This is a genomic window from Mucilaginibacter sp. P19, from assembly GCF_050632265.1.
Taxonomy (GTDB): domain Bacteria; phylum Bacteroidota; class Bacteroidia; order Sphingobacteriales; family Sphingobacteriaceae; genus Mucilaginibacter; species Mucilaginibacter gossypii.
This window is the reverse complement of sequence record NZ_CP192586.1, coordinates 366,767-385,168: the sequence shown is the minus strand read 5'-3', so window position 1 is coordinate 385,168 and position 18,402 is coordinate 366,767. Positions and strand designations below refer to the sequence as shown.

General features: G+C 43.2%; 16 protein-coding genes. 5 read left to right on the top strand and 11 right to left on the bottom strand.

Features of this window, described 5'->3' with window-relative positions; all coding sequences use genetic code 11:
• Nucleotides 1-4: 4 nt before the first annotated feature.
• From ACQ86K_RS01910 to ACQ86K_RS01880, 7 genes are all read right to left on the bottom strand, one after another.
• The gene (locus ACQ86K_RS01910; protein ID WP_431199697.1) at nt 5-949 is read right to left on the bottom strand and encodes an efflux RND transporter periplasmic adaptor subunit; all 945 of its coding nucleotides are present in this window, start codon (nt 947-949) and stop codon (nt 5-7) included.
• A gap of 174 nt (nt 950-1,123) precedes the next feature.
• Entirely contained in the window at nt 1,124-2,467 is a 1,344-nt protein-coding gene (locus ACQ86K_RS01905; protein WP_091175565.1) for a TolC family protein, read from the bottom strand.
• Nucleotides 2,468-2,915: 448 nt separating this feature from the next.
• The gene (locus ACQ86K_RS01900; protein WP_091175568.1) at nt 2,916-3,284 is read right to left on the bottom strand and encodes a hypothetical protein; all 369 of its coding nucleotides are present in this window, start codon (nt 3,282-3,284) and stop codon (nt 2,916-2,918) included.
• Nucleotides 3,285-3,582: 298 nt separating this feature from the next.
• Nucleotides 3,583-5,151, bottom strand: a complete 1,569-nt coding sequence (locus tag ACQ86K_RS01895) for a SusD/RagB family nutrient-binding outer membrane lipoprotein (protein ID WP_091175571.1) — start codon at nt 5,149-5,151, stop codon at nt 3,583-3,585.
• 19 nt (nt 5,152-5,170) lie between these two features.
• A complete protein-coding gene (locus ACQ86K_RS01890; RefSeq protein ID WP_431199696.1) occupies nt 5,171-8,449 on the bottom strand; it encodes a SusC/RagA family TonB-linked outer membrane protein in 3,279 nt (1,092 codons plus the stop codon).
• 74 nt (nt 8,450-8,523) lie between these two features.
• Nucleotides 8,524-9,222 carry an ROK family protein gene (locus tag ACQ86K_RS01885; protein WP_431199695.1) on the bottom strand — a complete coding sequence of 233 codons (699 nt, stop codon included), beginning with the start codon at nt 9,220-9,222 and terminating at the stop codon, nt 8,524-8,526.
• Nucleotides 9,176-9,706 (bottom strand): hypothetical protein, encoded by a 531-nt coding sequence (locus tag ACQ86K_RS01880; protein WP_431199694.1) that lies wholly within the window; start codon nt 9,704-9,706, stop codon nt 9,176-9,178. The genes ACQ86K_RS01885 and ACQ86K_RS01880 overlap by 47 nt, the downstream gene beginning before the upstream one ends.
• A gap of 115 nt (nt 9,707-9,821) precedes the next feature.
• On the opposite strand from ACQ86K_RS01880, the gene ACQ86K_RS01875 reads away from it, so the two are divergent.
• From ACQ86K_RS01875 to ACQ86K_RS01855, 5 genes are all read left to right on the top strand, one after another.
• Nucleotides 9,822-11,171, top strand: coding sequence for an alpha-L-fucosidase (locus ACQ86K_RS01875; RefSeq protein ID WP_091175580.1), 1,350 nt, complete (start codon nt 9,822-9,824; stop codon nt 11,169-11,171).
• 429 nt (nt 11,172-11,600) lie between these two features.
• On the top strand, nt 11,601-12,785 hold the full coding sequence (locus tag ACQ86K_RS01870) for an alginate lyase family protein (RefSeq protein ID WP_091175583.1): 1,185 nt from the start codon (nt 11,601-11,603) through the stop codon (nt 12,783-12,785).
• A gap of 310 nt (nt 12,786-13,095) precedes the next feature.
• On the top strand, nt 13,096-14,163 hold the full coding sequence (locus ACQ86K_RS01865; protein WP_431200777.1) for a cryptochrome/photolyase family protein: 1,068 nt from the start codon (nt 13,096-13,098) through the stop codon (nt 14,161-14,163).
• On the top strand, nt 14,144-14,476 hold the full coding sequence (locus tag ACQ86K_RS01860) for a hypothetical protein (RefSeq protein ID WP_431199693.1): 333 nt from the start codon (nt 14,144-14,146) through the stop codon (nt 14,474-14,476). Before ACQ86K_RS01865 ends, ACQ86K_RS01860 begins: the two co-directional genes overlap by 20 nt.
• A complete protein-coding gene (locus ACQ86K_RS01855) occupies nt 14,477-14,707 on the top strand; it encodes a carboxymuconolactone decarboxylase family protein (RefSeq protein WP_091175589.1) in 231 nt (76 codons plus the stop codon).
• A gap of 75 nt (nt 14,708-14,782) precedes the next feature.
• On the opposite strand, the gene ACQ86K_RS01850 is transcribed toward ACQ86K_RS01855, so the two are convergent.
• The 4 genes from ACQ86K_RS01850 to ACQ86K_RS01835 are packed head-to-tail and all read right to left on the bottom strand — an operon-like array spanning nt 14,783 to nt 18,401.
• Nucleotides 14,783-15,190 carry a DUF5597 domain-containing protein gene (locus ACQ86K_RS01850; RefSeq protein WP_431200776.1) on the bottom strand — a complete coding sequence of 136 codons (408 nt, stop codon included), beginning with the start codon at nt 15,188-15,190 and terminating at the stop codon, nt 14,783-14,785.
• Nucleotides 15,191-15,198: 8 nt separating this feature from the next.
• Nucleotides 15,199-16,410, bottom strand: a complete 1,212-nt coding sequence (locus ACQ86K_RS01845) for a beta-galactosidase (protein WP_431199692.1) — start codon at nt 16,408-16,410, stop codon at nt 15,199-15,201.
• A gap of 31 nt (nt 16,411-16,441) precedes the next feature.
• Nucleotides 16,442-17,278, bottom strand: coding sequence for an alpha/beta hydrolase (locus ACQ86K_RS01840; RefSeq protein ID WP_091175595.1), 837 nt, complete (start codon nt 17,276-17,278; stop codon nt 16,442-16,444).
• 10 nt (nt 17,279-17,288) lie between these two features.
• On the bottom strand, nt 17,289-18,401 hold the full coding sequence (locus tag ACQ86K_RS01835; protein WP_091175597.1) for a glycoside hydrolase family 43 protein: 1,113 nt from the start codon (nt 18,399-18,401) through the stop codon (nt 17,289-17,291).
• Nucleotide 18,402: the final 1 nt, after the last annotated feature.

Sequence of the window (18,402 nt, the reverse complement as noted above, 5' to 3'; positions counted from 1 at the left end):
GTTCTTATTTTATTTTAACAGCTACACCGTTATACAATCTGCCTTCTGCGCTGACAATAAATTGCTCATTTGAAGCCATTCCGCTTAATACTTCTACCTGGTTACCCTGCGCTTTGCCCAGCCTTACCCAGCGAAGCAAGGCGGTATGGTTACTGCCAATGGTGTATAAGCCAGTTAATTGGTCCCTATATTCGATAGCCGATACCGGAACCATCAACTGACTACCAGTATTGTCGGTTTTTATTGGCGATGGTAACGGGATGGCCACATTGGCGTACATGCCGGCAAACAAGCCTTGCTTTTCGTTATCTGGGATATTTACTTTGATCATATACTGGCCGCCGCTGTTTTCAGAAGACTGGTTGATTTGCGTTATTTTGCCATTAATCACTTTATGAATCGCATCGACATTTATCGTTACCTGCGCATCTTTTTTTATTAGGCTGATCTCGCTTTCAGGCACAGTTGCGCTCACCTGGTAGCTCCCGCTTTGTTCAATGGTCAATAGTGGCATTCCGGGGGTGGCCATGCTACCGGCATCCATCATTTTCTGAGTTACGGTTCCTGAAAAAGGAGCGGTCAGGCTGGTGTAACTGAGCGTGGCGTTTACCTCATTACGTTGTTGTTTTGCTGCTTCCAATCGTGCTTTTGCCGAACTGTATTGCAGTGTAATATTGTCGAGTTCCTTAGCTGAAGCACTTTGCTGTTTATACAATGCGTTAAAGCGGTCATAGTCCTTTTGTGCGTTCTTAAAACCAGCTTCAGCTTCTGTTATCATCGCATCGGCCTGGGCCCGTTTCGCCAGGATATCGTCATTGCTGATAGTCGCCAGCGTTTGCCCTTTATTCACCCGGTCGCCCACTTTAACATTGATCTTCGTGATATAGCCCATGACCCTGGTGCTGATATTGGCTGTTTGACTGGCTTCTACTTGTCCGCTTACCGTCAATCCCTGGTTGGCATCGGCCGAAGGTTGGCTTACCGTAACAAAAATGGCGGTATCTGCACCGGCGTATGTGTCTTTTTTTCGTTGGAAGAACAGGAGCTAATAAGCAGCAAACCTATCGTTGCAAATAGCTGTAAAGTCCTGTTTTTATGGATCGGCAAGTTCATATCTGATGGTTTATTTGGTGGTCGTTGTTGTTAATAATGTGATATAGGCGTTAGTCACATCTGCAGTAAACCGCGCCTGTGCAAGCGAAAATTTCAATTGGGACAACTGCGTATCTGAAGTCAATATATCTGTGGTATTGACCAGCCCTTGCTGGTAACGGTTCTGTAAGATTCTCAGGGCCTCGGCTGCCTGTTCTATCGCGGCCTGGTCCTGGCCCATTTCAAATTGTGCATCGGACAGGTCGCGGTAAGCTTTGTCAAGCTCCAATTGGCTCTGGTCTTTTTGCTGAGCTAACTGCATGGTAAGTTTGTCACGCTCCAGTTTTTGTGCGGCAATAACATGTTTGGTCTTATTCCCGTTAAAAACGTTCCACGATAACTGTATACCGACCAGGTAAGCTTTAGCACCGAACCCGGTTAAACGGCTGTCGTTATACTGGTAATTGCCAAAGGCATTCAGCTTTGGCAGGTAACTCATCTGGCTCGATTTGATCATCAGGCCGGATGCATCAATTGCTTTCTGCATGGCCATAAAGTCTGACCGGTTAGCGAATATCTTTTGCGTGCTGTCGATAACTGACAAGTTTGTTTGCGGCTCATCAGCGATGCTGTAAATTTTCCCGGTCGGCTGCCCCATTAACAGGCTGAGGTAATCAGAAGCGTTAAGGATACTGCTTCTTGCTTTTGCCAGGTTACTTTCAACCGAGGTTACATGCACTTGGGCATTCAATAAGTCCGACTTTTGGATCAACCCTTGTTTAAAGTGATTTTCGGTGAAGGTATATACAGACTTTGCTGTTTGTCTTGCTTCCGTCAAAACTTTCTCCGCCTGGTAGGCCAGTTGCAGCTGCAAAAACGCTTTCGTGATTTCGAAAGTAGTGTACTCCTGGGTGCGCTGTGTCTTATACCGGTAAATTTCGGTTTGTTTTTCAGCACCTTTACGCATGTATAGCATATCAATGTTGAGCAGGGGTTGTTTGACCTCCACTTGTGCCATATAATCTGGTGTTGCAGAAGGATGGTTTAAAAAAGCAGGATTAAAATCGTTTTGAGTAATGCTGCGCTGCTGCAGTTTAAAACCAAAAGCGCTGAGCGGATTGTTTGTGCTCATAGCTGTATAAGAGAGATCAACCTGCGGCAGAAAGATCGCCTGGGTCTGGTTGAAATTTGACTCCGCAATACGCTCGTCCAGACCAGCCACTCGAATAGCTTTGTTATTGGCTAAAGCTGCCAAAATGGCTTCATTCAGGCTTAGCTTTTGGTGGATGTCCTGCGCTTGCGCTATTGCGAGGAAGCCTGGTATTCCTATATAGAGCATCAGTGCCCATTTGATCAATTGCTTTATTTTGTTCATCAATTTAGTTTTTAACAAAAGTAGTTTCAGCAAAAAAGTTAAACGGTAACATTTGTTACCTACGCTGCCAGGTACAAGTATTTACGTCCCAGCGGACTCTCATCTCGTTTTGACCGGTAATGCTAAATCAAAAAATAGGATTGGAAATAGCATTCACCCTGGTGTACTCATTCTCTCCAGCATCTGGCAAAAACCAATGATTTAGTTAATCTGATTATAAAGTTCAGGGCGATTAACTATTAAATAAATGCTCATTATCAGGAATTAAGATGATTTTTGTCTTTAGTTGAACTATGGACGTTAGGATTGAGGCAGGGTGGTATAAAGCTGTGTAGCGCTCATCTGCCATCCGATTGCTGTCAAAACGAGGCAATATACCCTGCATGCTGGCTGTGATCATACTGAGCTACTGATCGGGATGATTATAATACAGCAGGATGACCGTTTTTTACAACAAGTTATACAGGTTATGGGCATCGGTTTTATCCCGTTGAAATTCATGTTCACTAATTTGAGTGTTAGGAACAACAAAACCATTCACCCTATCCACAACGAATTCCGGAAACCAGCCATCAGGAATCGAAACATTAATACATCCGTTCTTTGCCACCGACATCCCGCTCGTACCTGAAACTTCATGGGTCAGCCGCGGCCTATTGAGCCAGACATCTGCCCCTTGTTTAAGCAGTCGTGATAAACGCAATTCATAACCGGCTAAAATCGCGCAGTTTGGGTAATACTTACCTAAGTTTACGATCTTATCAAAACTGGCTATTGCCTCATAATCGAAGGGATAGGGTTTTCCTGCCCATATCATTTGAATCGGTATTTTGTTGTCGGTCAGCGGTTGCCATCAATTCGTATCAAAAGGAAAGCGATGGGGGAGTAAATTAAAGTTTTATCTTACCCACCGAATAGCCGCCTTAAGAACCAATGCGGGCTATTCACATCGCTCCACAATTCTGAAAGTCAGATAGAGTGTTTATTGATGATTACTATCCGGGCGGGGCACATGATTTGCTTTTGCACGTATCGCGCATAGAAAAAAATATTTATACATAAAAAAAGCCGCCCACAAACGCGGGCGGCTCCTCAATCAACTATTATCTGGCATCTCATTTCACATCCCAGAAGATCTTTGTTGTACGGGTATCTTTTGCCTTTACATCATTATAATGACTGTTAAAGCCAGTTTCGATACTTGGATATACTAACCGGGTTGGCGGCGTAGTATAGTTAGAAAGTTTACCTGTAGTTGGGAAATTCAATACCGGATATTTTGTACGCCTGTATTCGCTCCAGGCCTGGGTGCCTTGCATAAAGCCGAAATGCGCCCATTTCTGTGTCCATATTTTTGCCAGTTTTTGGGTTTGTGTACCTGTATAAGATACTGAAGCCGAACTTAATAAAGTGGAAATATCAGCTGCGTTTAAAGTTGGTTTACTACCGGTGCCCAAGCTGTTCAAATAAAAATAATAGTAAACAGACTGGCTAACCGCAGTTTCGTATGCTGCTTTAGCATCACCACCACCCCAACGCTCAAAAGCCTCAGCTTTCAGGAAGTTAACCTCAGGTGCGGTTATTACGATACCCGGAAGTTTGTTATTGGTTAAGAAAGTGGTTGAATCAACTACCGAATATTTTGCAGCTTCAGAAGATGCCTGTTCGCTTGTAAAAGTTACCGGCATAGCCTGGTAGGTTTTATTACCGTTTTTATCGTACAATACTGGGATCCTTGGATCATTAGCCGGTAACAATACGGTATTTAACAGGTAATCTGGCGCATAGTTACTGCCACCTTCGGTAAGCGCATTTTGCAACGATCCAGTGTAAGTAGTTAACGGTGTTAGTAAAACGTCGGTAGCTGCCGGGCTGTAAGCCGCAGTATTACCTCCATCAATCAATGGATATGATGTTGGATCAGCCAGCATTTTGGCTACCTCAGCTTTTGAACCAGCTTCGTCATAAAAAGACATACGCATCAGCATACGCAAACGGATGGAGTTAGCATACCTCCTCCATTTATCAACACTGCCACCTAACAAGATATCCTGTTGTGTAAATGCTTTGCTTGACTGGCCAGATAAAGTAGCAGTTTTAAAATATGTTGAAGCAGCTTCCAAACCAGCGATGAAGCTTTTGTAAAGCGCTATCTGGTCATCAAATTTAGGGTTTTTCACAGCAGCGCTTGTTTCAAGGCTTCCTGCCTCGCTGAATGGGATATCACCCCAGCAATCAACCATTTCTGATGCCTGATCATATAAAACCACCCGGGCAGCATTCATGATCACATCATTATTTGCCTTATCTGTAGCCGACATTTGGTTGTAGGTAACTTCCATGGTGCGGTATAAAGCCATTACACCATTGGCCGAACCATTTGGATGATAAAAATCCTCCCAGCGGTTACCCATATAGCCATCATTAGGCTGATAAACGGTATTGGTATTAGGCAGGAAACAGGTTTGTGAAAAATCAGCTGTAGCAGTTAGTACAAACGTTCTGTAGTGCCAGTATTCGGCCCTTACCCTGGTATTATTTAACATCCCGGTAAACATGTACGGGATAGTTACAACAGCCGTTTTTTCCGGGTTGTTAAATTTTTCGTCGATGCTTTTTTTGCAGCTTCCCAATGATAAAGCAAGCAAAAACGCGTATCCTATATGTTTAAAATTCTTTTTCATAATTTAATGACTTGTGCTATTAAAAGTTCGCGTTTAATGAGAATCCAAAGCTTCTTGTAGCTGGTGATGAACCTTCATCAACACCTTGCCTGTACCACTTGTCGCCAATCGGAGCTTCAGGATCAAGGTTTTTAAGCGTGCGGTATACATACAATAAGTTTCTTCCTACTAAAGAGAACCTTAAATTATTAAGGTGCAGTGCTTTGTTCACGCTTGCAGGCAATCTGTATCCCAACACAACTTCGCGCAATTTCACATAGTTGTTTTTAAATACTGCATTCTCGTTTACAGAGTTTTCACCCCAGTCATAAGTATTCAGGTAGTATGAAGCAGCGTCAACAATCGTAGTGTTTTTCTCTCCGTTTTCATTTACACCCGGTAATATAACACCGTCGTTATAGGTTTTGCCACCGTTTGGAGCAGTTCCTAAATGTTTACCGCCATTGCCATCAATGTAATAAGCTAAACCGCCATGAGCAGCATCACGATACTGTAAAGTACTTTCGTACATACCTGCAGCAGTACCATATTTTAATGGGTTTGACACCATTTTACCGCCAAAACGGTAATCAACCAATACATCAAGAGAGAAACCTTTGTAATTGAAAGTGTTGGCAATACCACCTACAATTTTAGGCTGTATATTACCTACGTTCACATATTTCGATTTATCAATAGTGTATAAACCATCACTGTTTACAATCTTGTTACCATTAGCGTCTTTGGCTATCGGGTAAACCAATATATTACCTATAGGTTGGTTTGGCTGGGCAACAACCAATAATGCAGATTGATCGCCTGTGTAGAAGGTAAGCCTATCAAAACCTGGTGCGAGGTTATTTACTTTAGAGTGGTTAATAGCAAAGTTTAAACGCACATCCCAGTTAAATTTCCCGGTTATCGGTTTACCGCTGAAACCAACTTCCAAACCATCGCTGTGTAAGGTTGCAGCATTGGCTAATAAGCTCGAAGCACCTGTTGTTGGCGCAACGTTAAGCGCCATAATTACATTTTTAACCTGGTTGTTGTAGTAAGTGAAATCCAAACCTAAGCGGTCTTTCAGGAAACGAGCCTCCAGGCCATATTCCTGTTCGTATTTCATCTCTGGTTTTAACTGCAGGTTACCATAAGTAGCATCAAAAGTAAGCTGCGTTACTGAACCATTTTGTGTTTGTAATGATGATTGGTTATACAACACGTTAGGAACATATCTTGGTGCTTTGTTACCAACCACACCATATGAAGCCCTTAATTTTCCATAGCTGATAAACTCAGGCATTTTAAATGCGTCTGTAAATATGAAGCCCGCATTTACCGATGGATAAAAATAGGTATTGTTTTGTGTTGGAAGTGTTGAAGCCGACTCATTACGTGCGGTACCTTCTAAAAACAAATAGTTTTTGTAATTAAAGTTCAAGATTCCGAAAAATGCCTGGCTTTTCAGGTAACCACGGGTTGCACTTGTATTTGGCACACCGTATGAGTTAGAGATAGAAAAGAAATTTTCGGTAACCAAACCACCATTAGTACCAGAAGATTGGTCACGGTAAGTTTCGCTGCGTGAAGTATAACCACCACTAACAGACATGCTCAGGTCTTTGGTCAATTTTGGCGAATAGGTTAACAATAAGTCACCGTAAGTAACAGAATACTGACCCTTGGTAACACCGTAATAACCTGTGCTTGATGAACCGTTAAATGCAGTAGGATACTCATTATATTGTTGTGACTCAGTATTGCGGCCGGTATAATCACTGCCGATACGGCCTCTGAACTTCACATTTTTAAGCACATCCCAGTTTAAAGTAGCGCTGGTGATTAAACGGTTTTCGGTTTCATCCTCACTGTTCTTTAACTGTGTCCAGAAAAAGTCCATAATATCCGCACCGCTCATATTGTATTTAAAAGCCTCAGCCGGGTTTCTGGCAGCGTTACCAAGCGTTACGTATTTATAACCTAATGATGTCTGATAGTTATCCAGCAACACATCTGCTTTTTCCGAACGGTTTAAGAAGCCACCAAAGTTGGCTAAAACACGGCCTAACTGATACGGACGGTTATGAGTTAAGGTATTTACATAGCTCGCAACGATATCCGCGCTAATTTTATTACTTAACTTAACAGTAGTGTTTAAGTTAAATGAGTTTTTTTGTTGTTTTTGACCACGCTGTATACCGGTATAATCCAAACGGGTTGCCGACAAACGGTAATTAACGTTGTCTGTTTGGTTTGATATAGCGATGTTGGCGTTTGAGCTATAGCCTGTTTGAAATAGATCTTTGTAGTTATTTGGCTGCGGAGTGTAATCCCTGATCTCGCCATCCCACCACCTGATCTTCTGGCCTTCCATTTTAGGGCCAAATTGCGCGTATGAGCTAAAACGTGGTCTGTATCCTGATGGTGAATTAGCATCGGCTAACCAGCCATCTTCGGTAAAACCACCTGCAAGGTTGGTAGCACGGTCATAACCAGGACCGTAAACGTTTTGAAAATTTGGAGTGAAAGCCACTTGCTCTGCAGTACCTACATAGTTGAAATCAACACCAAGGCCTCTTGATTTTGAACCTTTTTTAGTGGTGATCACGATAGCACCGCTCATAGCATCAGATCCGTAAAGCGCTGTAGCACTCGCGCCTTTTAATACGGTAAGCGTTTCGATATCCTGTGGGTTGATATCCAGGATACCGTTACCCCTGATCCGCTGATCAGACCAGTATCCGTCATTATTTGAACCACCGGCACCTGCCTCGCTGTTATTGCGGATAATAACACCGTCTACAACATACAGGGGTTGAGTGTTGTAGTTAAGTGAGTTGATACCGCGGATCTGCACGTTTACAGCGCTGCTTGAACCACCTGGAGCAGTAGTGATCTTAACACCAGGAGCTTTGCCGTACAATGCCGAAGCAAAGTTAGTATTACCGGCCTCTGTTAATTGCTTCGCTGTAATGGTGGTAGTAGCATAACCCAAGGATTTTTCCTGGCGTTTGATACCAAATGAGGTAACTACCACTTCATTTAATTCGCCTTTACCTGCAGCCAGAGTTACGTTGATCACAGCATTGTCGCCCACGGTAACTTCTTTTGGTGTATAGCCTACAGATGAAAATTTAAGCACTGCACCCTTAGCCACTTTAATGCTGTACGCACCGTTTATGTTGGTTTGTACACCGGTTGTTGTACCCACAACTAACACGGTTACACCCGGTAAAGGCCCGGCGTCATCGCGCACCACTCCCGTAACATTGGTTTGGGCAAATAAATTTGCCGAGATAAAAAGGGGCAGTAGCAGGACCACCCACCTTTTCAAGTTTAGATAAAATTGTTGCATGAAAATTGATTAATTGAGTTAAAAAAAGACCTTGAATATGTTTATGTAGGCTCGGAAATATTGGCCTGCGGATTAAGTTTATATAGATTTTCAATCACCGTGGTTACGCCTCCTAACAGTTGCGCGTTATTGCCCAGGTTTGAAACCGCCAATTGGGTGTAGGTGGTTAAGTGGGGAATGCAGTGCTCGTTCATGGCCTGCTGAATGGGGCTGAGCCATAATTTACCGATAACGCTCCCCTTTCCGCTTAAAATGATACTTTCGGGATTCATTAAATGCAGCAATATGGCCAAGCCCTGACCAATAAAATAAGCTGCCTCGGCAATGATTTTTATTGCAAAGGCATCACCTTTAAGTGCTTCATCAATGATATTATCTGCCGATACGGTATCGTATTTTAGGAGGCTGCTAACCTGCCCCTGTTTCAGGCCTTCAGCAGCTTTAGCTTCAATAGCCAGCAAAGAAGCTTCTGTTTCCAGGCAGCCCTGCTTACCGCATGAGCATAGCTTTCCGTTTTTATGAAGCGGCAAATGGCTAAACTCTCCCGCAAAACCGCTGTGTCCTTTAAATATCTCTTTATTGATAATCATCCCCAAACCAACACCCCAGCCCAGGTTAATGATCATGGAGTTATTACGGGCAATGGGAAGTCCAAATTTTTGCTCAGCCAAAGCTATGGCTGTCGAGTCATTTTCAATAAATACAGGTAGTCCGGCGTGTTTGGCAATGTAGGTTACCAATGTTTCTGTCCGGGACTTTAAGAAAGCTCAGGTTATTACCCAAAAACGCGTCAATAAATCCAGGCATGGTAATCCCTATAGCTAAAAACTTATCTTGGGCTAATCCTGAATTAACAACTACAGCCTTGATACAGGCTATCAATGAATGGATAGCATCCTTGTTATCGCCCAGTTTTAATTCAAACTCCTGCACCTCTCCCACAAACTCATTATTCATATTGACAATTACAATTCTTGTCAAAAACTGGTTCATAGCTACCGAAATGATAAAACCGGTATCAGCTATCAATGAATAAGTTGCGGGCTTTCTGCCTCCGCTTGAGGCCCTTATACCTACTTCCTTTACAATATCTAACTTCATCAAGTCGGCTATCCCTTTGGTCACATAAGGAATGCTTCGGCCAGTATAAATACTCAGGTCGTTAAGGGAAGCTGTTTTACTGTAATAAAGTCCTTTAATAAGGTCAATATGCTTAAGAAACATGTAGCAGGGGTTTATATCTGCATATTTAAATAAATTAATTTAATAACAAAAGAAAACTTTTTATTTTTTTAAAAAGTATGATATAGATTTATAAAATCAATAATTACTTTTGAAAATGAGAAGAAATCTATCACACCTTTTCATGGTATTTTATACCATGCTATACACCGGTTACGCACAAGCGCAACACCGTGTAAATCCTGATGAGATCAAAGAAAAAATGCAATGGTTTGCCAATGGTAAGCTGGGCATATTTATTCATTATGGCATTTATTCTGTAAAGGGGATAGATGAAAGCTGGAGTTTTCATAACAAAAAGATCAGCTACCCGGATTATATGAACCAGCTAAAAGGCTTTACGGCAAATCAATACAAACCGGATGAGCTGGCAGAGCTGATTAAAGAAAGCGGTGCCCGCTATGCGGTAATGACTACTAAGCACCATGATGGTGTAGCTTTATGGAACAGCAAATATGGCTCGCTGAATGTGGTGAAAAAGACACCTGCCAAAAAAGATTTGTTAAAACCATTATATGATGCCCTGCGTGCGCGTGGTATAAAAGCAGGAGCATACTTTTCACTTATTGATTGGAGCCATGCAGACTATCCCGGCTTTTTGAAAGACAGCAGCCGGTACAAGGTTGATGCGCAGCCGGCAAAATGGGCCAAATATTTAACCTTTATGAACGGTCAGCTGGATGAACTGGCCAAACAATACAACCCCGATCTTTGGTGGTTTGATGGTGATTGGGAACACAGCGCCGATGAATGGAAAGCATCAGCCATCAGACAAAAACTGTTAAGCTACAATCCCAACGCGATCATAAACGGGCGCCTGCAGGGATTCGGTGATTATGATACCCCTGAGCAAAACTTCCCGGTATCACGGCCTAATTACAAATGGTGGGAACTTTGCATGACTATCAATGACAACTGGGGCTATCAACCACAGGACACGAATTTTAAAACCCCTTATGAGATCATCAGCATTTTTACTGATGCCGTAAGCTACGGTGGAAATTTACTACTGGATATTGGCCCTAAGGGCGATGGCAGTATCCCTTCGCAAGAAGTGAACATGCTTAAAGAACTGGGTGCATGGAACAAGAAAAACGGCGAAGGTGTTTTTAATACGGTAGCCGGTATGCCACAAGGGCATTACTATGGTGCAAGTACCCTGTCAAAAGACTCAACAACTGTATACTTGTTTGTTCCGGCTAAAACAAGCGCACCGGTATTGGTGAAAGGTTTAAAAAACAGCATCAAAAAAATAACCGTTCTCGGCAGCGAAACACCGTTAAACTATAAAATCGTCGGCAAAATTTCATGGAGTGCGGTACCGGGCTTATTGTATATCCCAATTCCCGAAAGCCAGCAGGATAAATACATGTCGGTAATAAAAATTGAGCTTAACGGCAAGCTTGACCTTTATCGTGGCAAAGGAGGATTTCTCACCAATGAATAACGGGAAAGCTAAAGGCTGGAGGCCGATAGCTATACTGCCAGCACAACTCCTACTTTCATGATATCAGTTTACCAAAGCCTGCAATCAATTGCAGGCTTTGGTTTTTATGTTGATCTCTACTCTTAATCGGGCTCCAACCCGCCATTTATTATGCGGATAAACCGTATCAGGGAAAAAAATTTAATTTTTTTCCCATTAAAACAGCTCCCCCAATCACGAAGTACTATTGCGAATCAAGCGTATCGAAATAATTACATCTTGCTTTTAATCAATACTTTACAATAATTTTGTTTCATCAAACCAATTATCTGGCATCTTCTTAAAACAACGGTATAACCTAATTCAAGGCAATAGCGCGCCTCGGTAACGTTAAGCTCTTTGTTTTATAAGCTATGCCGGTGAAACCAATTGCAAACTAAAAACCAATTTATGAACAACAAACCAAAAACTACCTTTGCAACTCTATTGGGCCTGGCCCTTTTTGTGGCGTTATTTTTTACTTATTGCACTAAAAAACAAGTCTCGCCGGCGGCGGCAAGCAATGATGCTACCGCACGGGCATTAAAAACCCAGGCTACCGGCTTTACCCATCCCGGCATCCTCAACACGAAGCAAACGCTTGATTATGTGGGGCAGCAAGCCAATTCAAATGATGCCAACCGGCTTGCGGCTTACCAGTTTGTACTAAACTATTGCAACAACCACAGCCCCAGCGGCGCCTACAAAGCCACTGTACAGGTTGCCGGCGGAGTTACCACACCCGATGAAATTGCTTTTAAAGGCGATGCCCTGCTGAGCTATGCCCTGGCGCTGCGCTGGGCTAAAACCGGTAACGCGGCATATGCTACTACTGTAAAACAAATACTCGATGGCTGGGCCAATAGTTTTCAGAATTTCAGCGTAACCGGCTCACAACCAAACCAGGCTTCGCTTGAGGCTTCGTGGGCTGCGCCTACCTTCGCCGCGGCTGCCGAAATTATCAAATACTATATTCCGGCCGGTGGTGTTGGCGGCGGCTGGACCACGGCCGAAAACACCCAGTTTGTAAACTTTCTGAACAACATGAAAGATAATTACATCAATAACGTGCCCAACTTTAACAACAACTGGAACGTATCTGCCGGATATGCAAAAATGGCTATCGGTGTGTTTGAAGATAGCCAAACTGTATACCAAAACGGCATTACTGTTGTAAAAACTGTATTGCCCAATGTAATTGCATCAGATGGCTCGATGGACGGCGAGATCTGCGGCTCGCACAATGATTATGTGCATTACCAGTACTCTCTTACCGGTTTAAGCTATGCGGCAAACATCGCAGGTATACAGGGGGATTTGTCAATTTACTCGGCCAGCAGCAGTCGCCTGTTAACCGGGTTTAATTACCAATACAAGCTGATGCACGGCACCGTGTCGCCGCCATGCTCACCTAACGGTAATGTAAACAACCCTATCTGGCCGGGAATTGAAGTGGCTAATCGTCATTACGGCACTACCGAAACCAGTTACATCGCCAGCAATTATGTATGCGACAGTAACGGCCTGCCCAATGGCGATATCGGTTTTCTATGCTGGACAAACTATACGCATAACAACGTGCCAACTACTTTTTAACAAAGTATTCGCTTAATAAAAATTCTATCCCGGCTGCTCCGTTTATGACTGACCTCATTTAACGGAGCGGCTTTTTAGCGACGAATTCAAAAAGAGCTTACAAGAATATCAAGGCATTATAAAAATGAATAATGACAATTTGAAACATATTTGGCCTTGTACCTATTATCCATTAGATGCAACAGAACAGCATAACACTTATATTCCCACATCAGTTATTCAAACACAATCCCCAGATAACCCAATTAAGACCGGCTTATTTGGTGGAGGAAATACTGTTTTTCAATCAATATAGTTTTAATAAAAAAAGCTGGTACTTCACCGGGCGTCGATGAAGTTTTATGCGCATCATCTTGCCAGCCAAAATATTGCGGTTAACTATATTGGTGCTCAGGATCCACTTGCCGATGTTCGCCGGCTGATTACTTCATTAGCCAAAAAGGGCATCAAAAACATTTATTACACCGATACCGCCGATAACTGGCTCGAAAGCAGATTAAACAAGGCCTGTGTTGAGAATGAGATCCAGCTCATCAAACATCGAAGTCCCAATTTTCTTAATAGTCCTCACGAGGTTGCCGATTTCTTTGACAAAAAGAAAACCTACTTCCAAACCGATTTTTACATAAGCCAGCGCCGACAGCGAAATATTTTGCTCGAACCAGATGGAACACCCATTGGTGGTAAATGGACCTATGATAGTGAAAACCGGCTCAGGTTTCCGAAGAATGAGGTAGTGCCTCTGCTGAACATATCGCCGGAAAACGATTATCTGAAAGAAGCCCGGCTGTATGTAGATACCCATTTCGCCGATAATTATGGTAACACCACATCGCCGTTTGGCAACCTGGGCGGTTTTTATCCAACTACCCATGAGGAAGCAGAGCACTGGCTGGATGATTTCTTGCAACAACGCTTTCGGGATTTTGGTATTTACGAAGATGCTATGGTGGCAAACGAAAGTTTTTTATATCATTCGGTGCTAAGCCCTACGCTCAACATTGGCCTGCTTAATCCGCAACAGGTTATTGATAAAGCCCTTGATGTGGCCGCAGATATGGATATTCCGCTAAACTCTTTAGAAGGATTTGTAAGGCAGATAATGGGCTGGCGCGAATTTATCCATATTGTATATGAGCGCGAAGGAACCAGGCAGCGCACTAAAAACTACTGGGGATTTAAACGCCGCATTCCTCATTCGTTTTGGAAAGGCAATACAGGCATTCACCCCGTCGACGTTGTGATAAAAAAGGTGCTGGCTACCGGGTATACCCATCACATTGAGCGCCTGATGGTGATGGGTAATTTTTTTGCTGTGCGAATTTCATCCCGACGATGTGTATCAGTGGTTTATGGAAATGTATATAGATGCCTATGATTGGGTTATGGTGCCCAATACCTACGGTATGACCCAATTTGCCGATGGCGGTCTTATGATGACCAAGCCCTACATCAGCGGCAGCAACTATTTGCTAAAAATGGGCGACTGGAAAAAAGGCGATTGGCAAGATACCTGGGATGGCCTGTTTTGGCGTTTCATTCATGTACACCGCAATTTCTTTTCACAAAACCCGCGTTTGGGCATGCTGGTGAAAACTTTTGATAAAATGCCCGCCGAAAAACGAAGAATACATTTAAATAATGCGGAACAATTTCTCGAAAACCTTGACAAACATGCAGTCCGGATATAATTGAACCTCTCATTTTTTAGATCCCTACATTCGTTAATACTATCGAAAGACCGGGCGATACTGGCGCTTACGGAAGAAGTTACGTTAATCAGTAACCAACTAAAAGATGAAACATATCAACAGGCGGCCAAAGTACTGGAAGAAAAATATCTGGCACAGGTTATCTTAGCTATTATAACCATTAACGCCTGGAACAGGATCGGCATTACAACCAATTTGATGCCCGCATAACATTAGTTGAGTGCTTAAAGGCTCTAAACCGCGGAAGGTGCTTAAAAAACATTTTCCTCGGTTTTTAACCTCTGATCATTTATAATTATAAAGCTTAATACGCTGTATCCCGTATTCCCCTACGGGGATTCTCAAATGTCTTCCCTGGTGATCCTCATCCCCGTTTAAACGACGCCCGGGTTGCCATTTGCCGTTTACAAATACCCCTTCATCCACCTGCAAAATACCAGCACGCTCCCCATCTTTAACAGATTTAAAGCTGATCACCAACCCTGTCCCCCCTACATAAAACTCATCATTACCTAAAGCAATGATAATTCCTCCGGTTAATGGCCAGCTTGCATCTTTAGCTTTTGGCGACCAGCCCAGGGTTAAATCATGCGAAACTATCAGGATATAATCACCCATTTGCAACCGAACCGTATCTGCATCCTTGCTTAACAGTACGCCATCTATAGTCCCCTTATGTTTGGCTTTACTGATTTCACCGGCTAACTGCTGAATGATACTGTAAGATTGGCCAAGCGGCTCACCTGCCGTTTTGTTATCTGTTTCGATAGAAAAGGGTGAAAAACCCAGCGCCTTGTAATGCCCAATGGCATAAAAGCTTTCGCATCTACCCCATCTTCAAAACGATGTTCGGGGATAAACAACGCGTTATCAGGCCGCGTATAACGGTCATTCCAATACTTAAAATTTGGATTGTAAAAATCAGGCGATAGAAAGTCAATATCCGGTGCTGCCGCTTTCCAGATATCAATTAAATGCGGCAAGGGGCCTGCGGAAGGGTATTGTCCCGGCTTTTTACCTGGAGCGTTAAGGGCTGCGTTCACATACATCGGCAGCGGGTAAACGGCCTTACCTGCTTTAGCCACAGCGTTAGCGTATCCGGCAAAGTACCAGACCATAAACAGCTCGTCGGTAGCCGGGCTTTTGCCAAAAACTGATTCCCAGTTACCTGAAGTTTTATTCCCTCCATCCTGCCATATTTTTTGCATCTCGGGTACAAGCTTGTCTTTGTGCGAATTTAACCAGGAGATTAGCTTTGTCGGGACTGGCCGGTTAAAAGCTTCATCGGCCAGTTTCGAATGATCGCGGGCATCCGGCAGCATGCCTATTTCGTTTTCAACCTGTACCATTATCACAGTGTGAAACTTACTATCAGTTTCTTTAATATGCCTCATCAGCGAACTGAATGCTTTGCTATCGGCAAGTAAAGCCTCTTTGGAAAACGGCGTAATAATCTCTTCGGGGCCGCCGGTACTATTTGCCACACGCGGAAAATGTTTTTGATTGGTTTTAACCCAGCCCGGCGAATAACAACTCATACTGTTTTTCCAGGTACCAAACCAAAGCAACACCAGTTTCATATGATGTTGCCGGGCACTTTTTATCAGGTAATCAACCAGCGTAAAATTAAATTTACCCTCCTGTGGTTCCAATAACTCCCAATAAACCGGTGCAATCACGGTATTGAGGTGCATTTTTTGCAGTTTAGGCCAAATCGGGTTCATGTAGGGCGTGCTTGAGGCACTTGAGTTTCCTAACTCCCCACCTGTCATTAAATAGGGCGCTCCATCTACCAATAATTCTGTATTACTACCATAATATTTTACTTGTGGTATGCCCTGCGACAGGCTTTGCGATTTAACCTTAAACAATATCAAACAACAAAAAACAAATATTAATACCGGTGACTTCATAGCTATTTATTTTGATGTAAATAGAACCCTGTTATTTGCTCGCATATGCCCATGCCAAAGCCTTGAGCATAGTAACAGGTTTGCCTGATAAATGGGTAACATCCTCAATAATGATATGCTTAAAAACAAGGTTTTCATAATGACGGCTATCCAATAACGCCACCAGCTGTTTGTTAGGCACAACCTGTCCATGTGTTTCCAGTCCGCCTACTTCAATAAAAACATTTACAGGCAGGCTTTTATGTTTGGCAGCATATTGCTTTTCAGTTTCAAATACAGCTCCATTACCATAACCCAATGCAGGGCTGCCTATCAGGATATTTTTAAACAGCGTTGGCTTTTCAAACAAGGTATAAGTGGCAAACAGGCCCCCCATCGAATATCCGTACAGAGTACGGTTTGCAGGATCGGCCTTTAAACCGGCATCTATCGCTGGGATCAATTCCTTCTCAATAAAAGCAAGGAATGCCGGCGCACCACCGCTTTCGGCCACATTGGGAAATGCAACCGGTGTGAAATCACGGTTACGTTTGTTGCCGGGCGTACCAATCAGGCCGCCATCGCCAATAGCCACCAATATAGGTTCGGGAATATGATATTCGGCCATCAATAGTCCCAAATACTCCAGCGACGGTGAAAAGTCGTTATCACCATCAACCACATACAATACCGGAAATTTTTGTTTGGCGGTATCATAACCGGCCGGGTAATGAATATAAATATCATAATCATTACCGGCCAGTTTAGAGTGCATTTGTCGGTGTTCGGAGTTAGGGATAATAACTGGCTTAACCTGCTGCGCAAAACCACGCGCCCCCAGCAAATCAAGCAATAGCAATAACAGAGTTAAAGCTTTAAGGATTTTCATATCGATGAGATTACAAAAACGGATCGATCAGCTTGATAGAACCATCGGCATTATGCTGCAGTTCGGTTACCTTCACGTTGCGCAGGTGTGTTTTGCCCGATAGCTGGGTATCGTGGTAAAATATGTACCATTTGCCTTTTATTTCGATGATGGAATGGTGGGTTGTCCAGCCCTCTACTGGTTTCATAAATACGCCCTTATAAGTAAATGGCCCAAGCGGACTATCACCTATCGCATAGCAAAGCAAATGCGTATCGCCGGTTGAATAGGTAAAGTAATATTTACCGTTGTACTTATGCATCCATGAGCCCTCAAAAAAGCGGCGGTCATGATCTTTGGTCAACAGAGGTTTGCCAAGGCTGTCTAAAATAACAGCATCTTTTACAGCACCGTCAAAAGTTTTCATATCTGATTTAAGCAAAGCTACCTTACAGCTTATGGCTGGGGCATCTTCCTGTTTCGAATCGGTCTTTGATCCATCTGCCTCGTATTTACCGGAGATCCAGCGCTGAAGCTGACCACCCCAGATTCCACCGAAATACATGTAGGTTTTACCATCGGTATCCGTAAAAACGGCAGGGTCAATACTGTAACTTCCTGCTATTGGTTCAGGTTCGGCTTTGAACGGGCCTGCCGGGTTGGCAGAAGTTGCCACGCCGATATGGAACACATCTTTTTTATCTTTTACCGGGAAGTACAGGTAATAAGTACCGCTTTTAAAAGCTGCATCAGGCGCCCACAGCTGCCGACCAGCCCAGGGGATATCCTTGATATCAAGTGCCACACCATTATCTGTAACCTTGCCGCCAATGCTATCCATCGACAGGATGTGATAATCTTTCATGGCAAAATGGTCGCCGTTATCATTTTCGGGGATGCCCGCATCGATATCATGCGATGGATAGATATAAATTTTGCCGTTAAATACATGGGCCGATGGGTCCGCTGTGTAAATGGAACTGATGAGCGGCTCGGAAAGATATTTTACTTTTTTGCCGATATCTGTTTTTGTACTATCGCCTGCATTAGCTGTCTTTTTTGTTGATGAGTCACATGCACTCAAAATGCATAAGGATGCAAAAAGTGCGGGAACTAATTTTGCTGTGGTAAATTGCTTGCTCATT

Coding starts and splice junctions, on each gene's coding strand:
- ACQ86K_RS01905 (WP_091175565.1), bottom strand. CDS start 2,467: ATGAACAAAATAAAGCAATTGATCAAATGGGCACTGATGCTCTATATA.
- ACQ86K_RS01900 (WP_091175568.1), bottom strand. CDS start 3,284: ATGATATGGGCAGGAAAACCCTATCCCTTCGATTATGAGGCAATAGCC.
- ACQ86K_RS01895 (WP_091175571.1), bottom strand. CDS start 5,151: ATGAAAAAGAATTTTAAACATATAGGATACGCGTTTTTGCTTGCTTTA.
- ACQ86K_RS01880 (WP_431199694.1), bottom strand. CDS start 9,706: ATGTTTCTTAAGCATATTGACCTTATTAAAGGACTTTATTACAGTAAA.
- ACQ86K_RS01875 (WP_091175580.1), top strand. CDS start 9,822: ATGAGAAGAAATCTATCACACCTTTTCATGGTATTTTATACCATGCTA.
- ACQ86K_RS01870 (WP_091175583.1), top strand. CDS start 11,601: ATGAACAACAAACCAAAAACTACCTTTGCAACTCTATTGGGCCTGGCC.
- ACQ86K_RS01860 (WP_431199693.1), top strand. CDS start 14,144: ATGTATATAGATGCCTATGATTGGGTTATGGTGCCCAATACCTACGGT.
- ACQ86K_RS01845 (WP_431199692.1), bottom strand. CDS start 16,410: ATGAAGTCACCGGTATTAATATTTGTTTTTTGTTGTTTGATATTGTTT.
- ACQ86K_RS01840 (WP_091175595.1), bottom strand. CDS start 17,278: ATGAAAATCCTTAAAGCTTTAACTCTGTTATTGCTATTGCTTGATTTG.
- ACQ86K_RS01835 (WP_091175597.1), bottom strand. CDS start 18,401: ATGAGCAAGCAATTTACCACAGCAAAATTAGTTCCCGCACTTTTTGCA.